This is a genomic window from Streptomyces sp. ISL-12, assembly GCF_018614415.1.
Lineage (GTDB): Bacteria > Actinomycetota > Actinomycetes > Streptomycetales > Streptomycetaceae > Streptomyces.
Window position 1 is genome coordinate 1 of record NZ_JAGGOO010000178.1, and the last position, 7,331, is coordinate 7,331.

Genomic DNA, 7,331 nt, shown 5'->3' on the forward strand with positions numbered 1-7,331 from the left:
CGCGGGGGGCGTTGGAGGTGGCGTTGGCGGGCGTGGTCGTGGTCGTGGTTGTGGTGAGGGGGCCCGCGTCGCTCGCGCTGTAGTGGTTGCGTCCCGTGTAGTACAGCTCCATCGCCGGCACGGTGGCGTCGGTCCGGCCGTACGGCAGCTCGATGCCCCGGGGACCGCCGGTCGGGGTGAGGGCGGTGGCGTCCGACACCGGCTGGAAGACGTGGATCGGCACACCGAGGGTGTCGGCGAGCAGCGGCAGGAAGGCGTCGCCGACCGGGTTGTCCCACTCGTCAGACCAGTCGCGCACCGCCCGTTCGAGGGCGTCGGCCTCGGCCGTGGCCAGCGGTGCGGTGCTGCCGTGGTAGCGCGCGACGAGCAGGTGCCGGCGCTCGTCCGGTGACATGGTGGCGAGCGTCGGCAGCGCGTTGAGCGAGCGCAGGTAGCCGTACATCTGGCGGTTGCTCGGCGGAGTGCCGGACGGGCCCGGCGGCGCTCCCGGCGCGGACACCGCCCGGAGGTAGCGGGACTGGAGGTCGTCCGGGTCCATGTCCTCGGCGCGGGTCACGCCCTGGATGCCGAACTGGGACAGCCGCGCGTCGACCCAGCCGATGGGCGCGGTCCACGCCTGCGCCGCGAACTGTCCCACCAGGACGCCCCGGAGCTGGCCGAGCACCTGGGGCGACAGCGGGGTGCCGCCCCCGCGGGCCGCCGCCAGCCGGGCCAGCACCAGGTCCTGCACACGCCGGCGCGTGGCGCGCAGATGTCCGGTGCCCGGGTCGGTGGCCGCGGGGTTCACCGCGAGCGCCGTCAGCGTGCGCCGTACCTGGTCCGGACGGGCCAGCCAGGCGGCGGTCCCCGGATCGAGGGCGGGGCCGGCCTGCGTCAGGCGGTTGCCCACCACCTGGGGCGCGCTGCCGATGACCGCGTACAGCAGGCAGTAGCCGTCCCCGGGCGTCTGGATCTGGGCGCCGCGCGGGGCGACGTACGGCGAGGAGGCGGGCGGTGCCGGAGGTGTGGTGAGGGCTGTCGGGGGCTTCGGCGGTGCGAGCGGGGCCTTGCCCTTGGTGTCGGGCTTCGGTTTCGGCTTCGTTTTCGGGGCTGGCTTCGGCTTCGGCGTCGTCGTGTCCACCGGCGCCTTCGCGGGTGCCGCGCCCGGCGTGTGCGTCTGGCCGCCGGCCGGGAGGGGGGCGGGGCGGCCGTCGGGGTCGGGCCAGCGGGGCGGGACGGTGGCGAAGGTGGTGCGCAGCGACTGCTCGGGCGCGGGGGCGTCGTCCCGCACGGCACCGGCCAGGTCCGGCAGCGCGGCGGTGGCCGCCATCAGGTCGGCGGCGGCCCGGTGCTGCGCGGCGACGGTGGCGGCGAGCTGTCCCTCGCGGCGGGTGACCTTGCGCCCGGTGCGCTGTGCCCGCAGCCCCGCGCGGTTCTCCCGGAGCTGGGCCACGCGCAGGTTCTCGGCGCGCCGGACCACGGCGGCGGCGTCCTTACGGGCCGCGTTCTCGGCCCGGTCGCGGGCCTCTTCGGCGGCGCGGATGCCGGCCGGTGCGATCTCTATGACGCGCCGCGCCTCCGTCAGCGCCTCGCGGTCGGCCGTCAGCCGGTCGGTGGCCTGCTGGACGGCGGTCTCGGCGGCGGTGATCGCCGGGAGGGCCGCCTGTACCCGGGGGTCGTCGGCTACGTCGGCGGCCGGTCGGCTGGAGCGCGGCGTCGTGGTGGAGGCGGTGGCCCGCGGGCCGGGCGTGTCCTTCCCAACGGCCTTCCCAACGGCTTTCCCGGCTTCCTTCCCGGCGGCCTTCGCGCGGTCCGCGCGCACCGCGTTCTCCGCCTCGGTCAGCCGGGCCAGCGCCGCCCGCAGATCCGTGCGTCCCCGCGTCTCCGCGCGCTCGTTCGCGGCGATGACCGACGGCAGGGTGGCCGCCGCGCGCTGGGCGTCGGCGTACGACTTCTTCCGCCGGTCGACGAGGTTCTGGGCGTCCCGCGCGGCCCGCGCCGAGGTGACGGCCCCGGTCCGCGCCCGCTGCAGTGCCCGCGTCGCCCCCGTCACGGCGTCCCGCGCCCGCCCGTCCGCGTCGAGGGCGTCGGAGTGGGCGCGGTTGGCGTGCTGGAGGGAGGCGGTGAGGCGGGCCAGCCGGGCGGGGGTGTCGGCGAGGGTGTCGGCGGCGGCGTGCAGCCGCTCGGCCTCGGCGTGGAAGGGCGTCCACGCGGCCGTGAGCGCGGCGTCGGCGGTGACGAGGGCGCCGTCGGGGGTGAACTCCCAGCGGCGCACGCCCGCGGCGTCCCGGGTCATCAGCTCGACCGGGCGGTTGCCCAGGACGGCGGCGCGGGAGGCGCCGTAGAGGGCCTGGCCCAGCCGGGTGCCGTCCGGGTCGGCGCCGAGGGCCACCCAGAGCTGCACGCCCTGGTGACCCGGCGTGAGCGCGGAGGTGAGGCGCTCGGCCAGGGCGTGCGGCTCGGCGGTGGCCCAGTCGGGGACGAGCGCGGGCAGGTCGCGGACGGCGTCCGGGGACTCGTCCGGGGCGATGAGGCCGTGGCCGAGCAGGTCGCGTTCCTCGACGCGGAGGGTGACGGTGCCGGTGACGTGGCGGGTGCCCGCGGGCCCCTCGACGAGCAGGTGCACGTCGGCGTCGACGGCGTAACTGCGGGTGCCGCGGGCGCCGCTCGCGGGCGCGGAGGTGGAGCCGGACTTCAGCCAGTCGCGGCGGCTGCCGGTGGTGGTGCCGCCGAACGCGGACGGCTGGGTCGGGCGCTGGGCGAGCGGCACCGTGAACCCGGCCAGGTGGTGGTTGGCGTCGTCGGCGCTGAGCAGTTCGGTGAAGGCGGTGGCGAGGGAGTGGTCGGCGCCGGCCGAGGTGCTCACCGTGTCGGTGGTGTTGTGCAGCTGGTCGAGGGTGACGTCGTCGGCGTGGGTGGCGCGGCGCGGGTTGTAGAGGGTGATCTCGATGGACGGCGCGTGCGCGGGCGCGCCCTCGAAGGGGCGGGTGCCGGGCATCCGCCGGGTGAGGTCGGCGGCCAGCCGGGTGCGGTCCAGGGAGATGCGGCCCGCCTGGACGAGCTGGCCGAGCCGGACCGCGCGGCCCTCCGCCGACACCGAGGTCAGCTGCGAGTGCCAGCGGCCGTCGGTCAGCGGCGCCACCTCGTTCAGCGCGGTCTCCAGATGCCCCCAGCCGTCGAAGGCGAACGCCGGGGTCGGCCCCGCCGGGTGGAACATCTGGGCGTCGGCCAGGTACGGGGTGGCCGTCGGACCGGTCCCGCGCACCCGGTTGCGCGGGTCGGTGGTGGACAGGGCGGACGGCGCGGTCACCGACGCCGGGGAGGTACGCGCGCCGGTCTCGGTGCCGGTGAAGCGCAGGGACAGCACGACCGGCACGCTGCGGGTGCGCGGCTGCCCGCGCCGCAGCAGCTCGTCCATCCAGCGGCGTACGTCGCCGTCCGCGTCGGACCAGGCGATGACGCCGTTCTGCACGAGGCCGCCGAGCACGTTGGGCGGCCAGTCGGCGACCAGCGCCGAGCGTATGGAGACGACGTAGTCGTACTCCAGGCCGTCGAAGTCGGCGCCGTTGTCGGTGCGCAGCCAGAAGCGGTTGTCGGCGGTGGCCGCCCGCCGGGCCGACCTGCTGGTGGCCGCCTGCGGGGTGAACACCGGCGCCGCCCGGTCCACCTTGCCGCCGTCCGCGTTCTGGCCGGGGCGGAGGTAGCGGGTGGTGAGGCTGGCGGCGAGCTGCTTCTGCCGCACCGACGCCCGGGTCGTGGTGCGGCCCGAGGAGGTGTGCGACTGCCACTGCTCCAGGCCCGAGCCGGGGCGCGAGGCGCCGCGCACGCCGGTCAGGTCCTGGGTGCGCCGCGGCACCGCCGTCAGCGTCACCTCTACGAGGCGCTCACCGCCGTACCCGTGGTGACGGAAGTGGAAGCGGGTGGTGGCCCGCCGGGGCGTGCCGTCCGGTCCGCGGCCGGGCAGCGCACGCAGGCCGCCGGTGGAGGCGAGCTGGGCGATCCGGGTGTGCACGCCGGGCTGGTAGCCGGGGTGCCCGGGGGTGGTCGAGCCGGGCGCCTCCCGCTCCACCAGGTCGAGCAGCGCCCGCCGCACCTGGCCGCGCCGCTCCCGGGGCCGGACCGGGCCGAGCGGGACGGCGCCGCTGTTCGGCCCGGACGACGGCACCGGCGCGGCGGTCGGTGTCTCGTACTCGACGACGGACGTGACACCGCCGAGGCCGAGCTGCCGGTCGCGGACGTACGACGACGGCAGCGGCGCCGTCAGCGCCGGGGCGGGCGCGGGGGCCAGCCCCGCCACCGAGCCCATCCAGCGGGCGTCCCGCGCGAGCTGGCCCTGCGTCATCAGGAACTGGAGCCCGTCCGGCACGTCCACGGCGTACGTGACCGGGTCGACGGTGCCGGGCTCGCCGGGGACGCCGCCCAGGACGTTGCGGGAACCCGCCCGGACCGTGACGAGGTAGGTGACGTCCGCGACGATCCGGTACAGCTGACCGCTCTCGGTGGGGGTGCGGTTGACGCCGGTGCTGGAGGCCAGGGTGTCCGCGGTGTCCGTGCGGGCGATGTAGCCGAGGCGCCCGGACGGGTTGAACAGCCCCTTGTACGACGTGCCGGTGGTGCCGGTGGAGGAGGCGGAGCCCTCGGTCTCGGGGCTGGTGTGGCCGGCCGCGTTGTCCGGTCCCGCGGGCACCGTCGGCGGGTTCTGCGTGAGCGTGCCCACGCCGCCGAACTGGTGCGACTTGCCGAGCGACTTGAGCTGCTGCGCGCTGTCGGTCGCGGAGACGCCGGTCTCCAGATACTGCTTGGTGGTGTCGAGCAGCCGGGGCCGGTGGGCGACGGCCTGGATCTCCACCGAGTACTGGCCGTCCGCGACCGTCCCCGGCAGCGACAGGCCCTCCACGACGTAGGAACTCTTGAAGAGGGCGTGCCCGTGCGCGACCAGGCTGCCCGGGGTGAGCGCGGCGTGCCGGATCTCGGCGGCCCGGGTGCGGGTGTCGGCGAGACCGTGCCCGGCGAGGGGGGAGAGGCGGACGCCGGACGGGGTGGCGGCGGTGCCGGCCGCTGCGGGGGTGGTCGCCGTGCCCGGGTTCGGGGCCGTCACCGGCAGGATCGGTCCGCCGGCCGGCGCGGCCGCCGGCGCTGTGGTCGCCGTTTCGCGGCGGATGTCGCCGGCTCCCCGCTGGAAGGCCGACTCGATGGCGGCGGAGCCGCGCACCGTGTCGATCAGCGCGTCGTCGGGGACGCGCACCAGCTCCGGACGGGGAGTGCCGGCCGCGTCCGTGCCGTCCAGGCGGGCGTGGTCGGTGGCGTCGGGGAGGCGCGGCACACCGTCCCGGCGCGGCGCGGGCGACGCCGGTGCGCCCGGGGACGGCGCGTGGGTGCGGCCGTGGGGCACCGCCAGCCGCAGCGTCCCGGCGACCGTCGGCGGATTGGGGGCCGGCGGCGCGGGCGGCGCTCCGGGCGCGGGCGGTGCCGGAGCGGGCGCGGGATCCTGCCCGAACCGCTCCGTCGGCCGGGTGCCGTCGTCCGCGTACAGGTCCAGGCCCAGCCGCACCGGCACCTCGAACTCGTGGCTGTCCTGCCCGGTGCCGATGTAGAACTGGTCGTGCCCGGTGGCCCCGCCCACGGTGTCCCCGTGCGTGACCTGGTGTCCGTACTGGTAGTCGCCGCCGAATCCGATCGAGCCCCAGCCGCCCAGCGGAGCGGTGACGCTGCCCGTCGGGCCGAGCGCGCCGCCGTAGGACTCGCCGCGCTGCTCGGTGTCGCTGCCGGCCGCCTGGGCCAGGCCCATGGTCTGGATGCCGGGCAGCACCCGGCGGTGGACGGCCGCCCGGGGGGTGTCCCGCTCGGCGGTGAGCAGCAGCCGGACCCGGCGGACGCCGGTGTCCGTGCTGTTGGGCACCTCGAAGTGCAGGGCGTGCCCGCCGTCGACCATGGCGTCGGTCGCGGCCCGCCGCCCGGTGCGGGAGCGCGCCTCGCGCAGCCGGCGCAGGTTGTTGAGCTGGGCGTGCAACCGGATCTGGTGCTCCGGCTCGTGGTCCCGGACCGCCTGCTTCAGCCGCCCGCCGAGCCCGCCCGGCCCGTCGGCCGTCGCCGGGGCGGGCGGCAGGAAGCCCTCGCGGCGCAGCCACCGCTCGGCGCGGTCGAACAGCACGTCCGTGCCGGTGACGTCGAGCGGCGCCGCGCTCAGGCCGATGCCGTCCAGCCGCTCCAGCGCGTCCGGCAGCTCCCGCACCTCGTCCGCGGCCGGCGGGTGCCCGGTGGCGTCCGCCTTGCTGAGCACCCGGAGGTCCATGCCGTGTCCGTGGGCGAGCGGCGGCGCCGCGGTCTCGGTGCCGTCGGGCCGGATCAGGGTGACCTGGTAGGTGACGGCGGCCGGGGCGAGGAGATGGCTGCGGTTGGTGCGGATGGCGTGCATCGTGCCCGAGGCGGAGCCCGCGCCGTAGGTGTTGGTCACGGCCGCCGTGGCCTGGCCGCGCAGGCCGAGGTTGCCGCCGATCACCCGTGAGGCGTCCGGGTGGCCCTGCCGGTGGTCGGCGGTGAGTGCCGCGGCCCCGGAGCCGGTGAGGGCGACGCCGCTGGTGTACTTCGAGGACAGGTCCACCTTCGAGGTGTTGACCAGGTGGCTTTCGAGGTTGATCTGACCCGCGGTGCTCTGCCGCTGCGGGGTGCCGACCGTGGGTGTGGTGACGAGGTGCAGCATGCCGACGGCGTTGCCGGAGGCGTCGGTCAGGACAGGCGAGTAGAGCCCGCCCTCCAGCTGCATCGGCAGCGTGCCGCGCAGCACCTGCTCGGAGAGGAAGTCGGCGACCTGCCCGGCGGCGGCCTCGTCGAGGTCGGCCTGGAAGGAGCGGTGCACGTGCTCGTACAGGGCGCGCGGGTCGATCACCGCGTCGACGCCGTACAGCGGCAGGTCGGCCGGCGCCGCCGGGGCGGGCAGCGAGCCGGGCGCCGGGTCGGCGGTGGTGAGGTGGCGCGGGAACCAGATGGTCGTCGGCCCGTGCGTACGCGGGGTGCCCCAGCCGTCCGGAGCGGGCGCGGTCGTGGCGGTGGCCGGCGCGGTGACCGCGGGGGCGTCGACGCGGACCCGCCAGACGGTCGTGAACTCCACCGGGTCGGAGGGCTCGTTGGAGCGCTGGGCGGAGGTCGTCTGCACGATGTGCGTGACGGTGGTGGAGTCCGACGCCTGGTTGTGGGTGACCGCGCCCGACAGCGTACCGTCCACGGCCCGTACCGGCGTCGGCGCGCCGACCGGCGCGGAGGCGATCCACGGCACCGTGAACGTCCGGTAGGTGCCCGACGGCTGCCCGGAGAAGTTCTCCCGGGTGCCGATGCCGCGCCGCTCCACGTGCTTG

General features: G+C 76.8%; 1 pseudogene. It reads right to left on the reverse strand.

Going from position 1 to position 7,331, the window contains the following annotated elements:
* A pseudogene (locus J7I94_RS35890) lies at nucleotides 1–7,331 on the reverse strand (hypothetical protein); the annotation flags it as partial.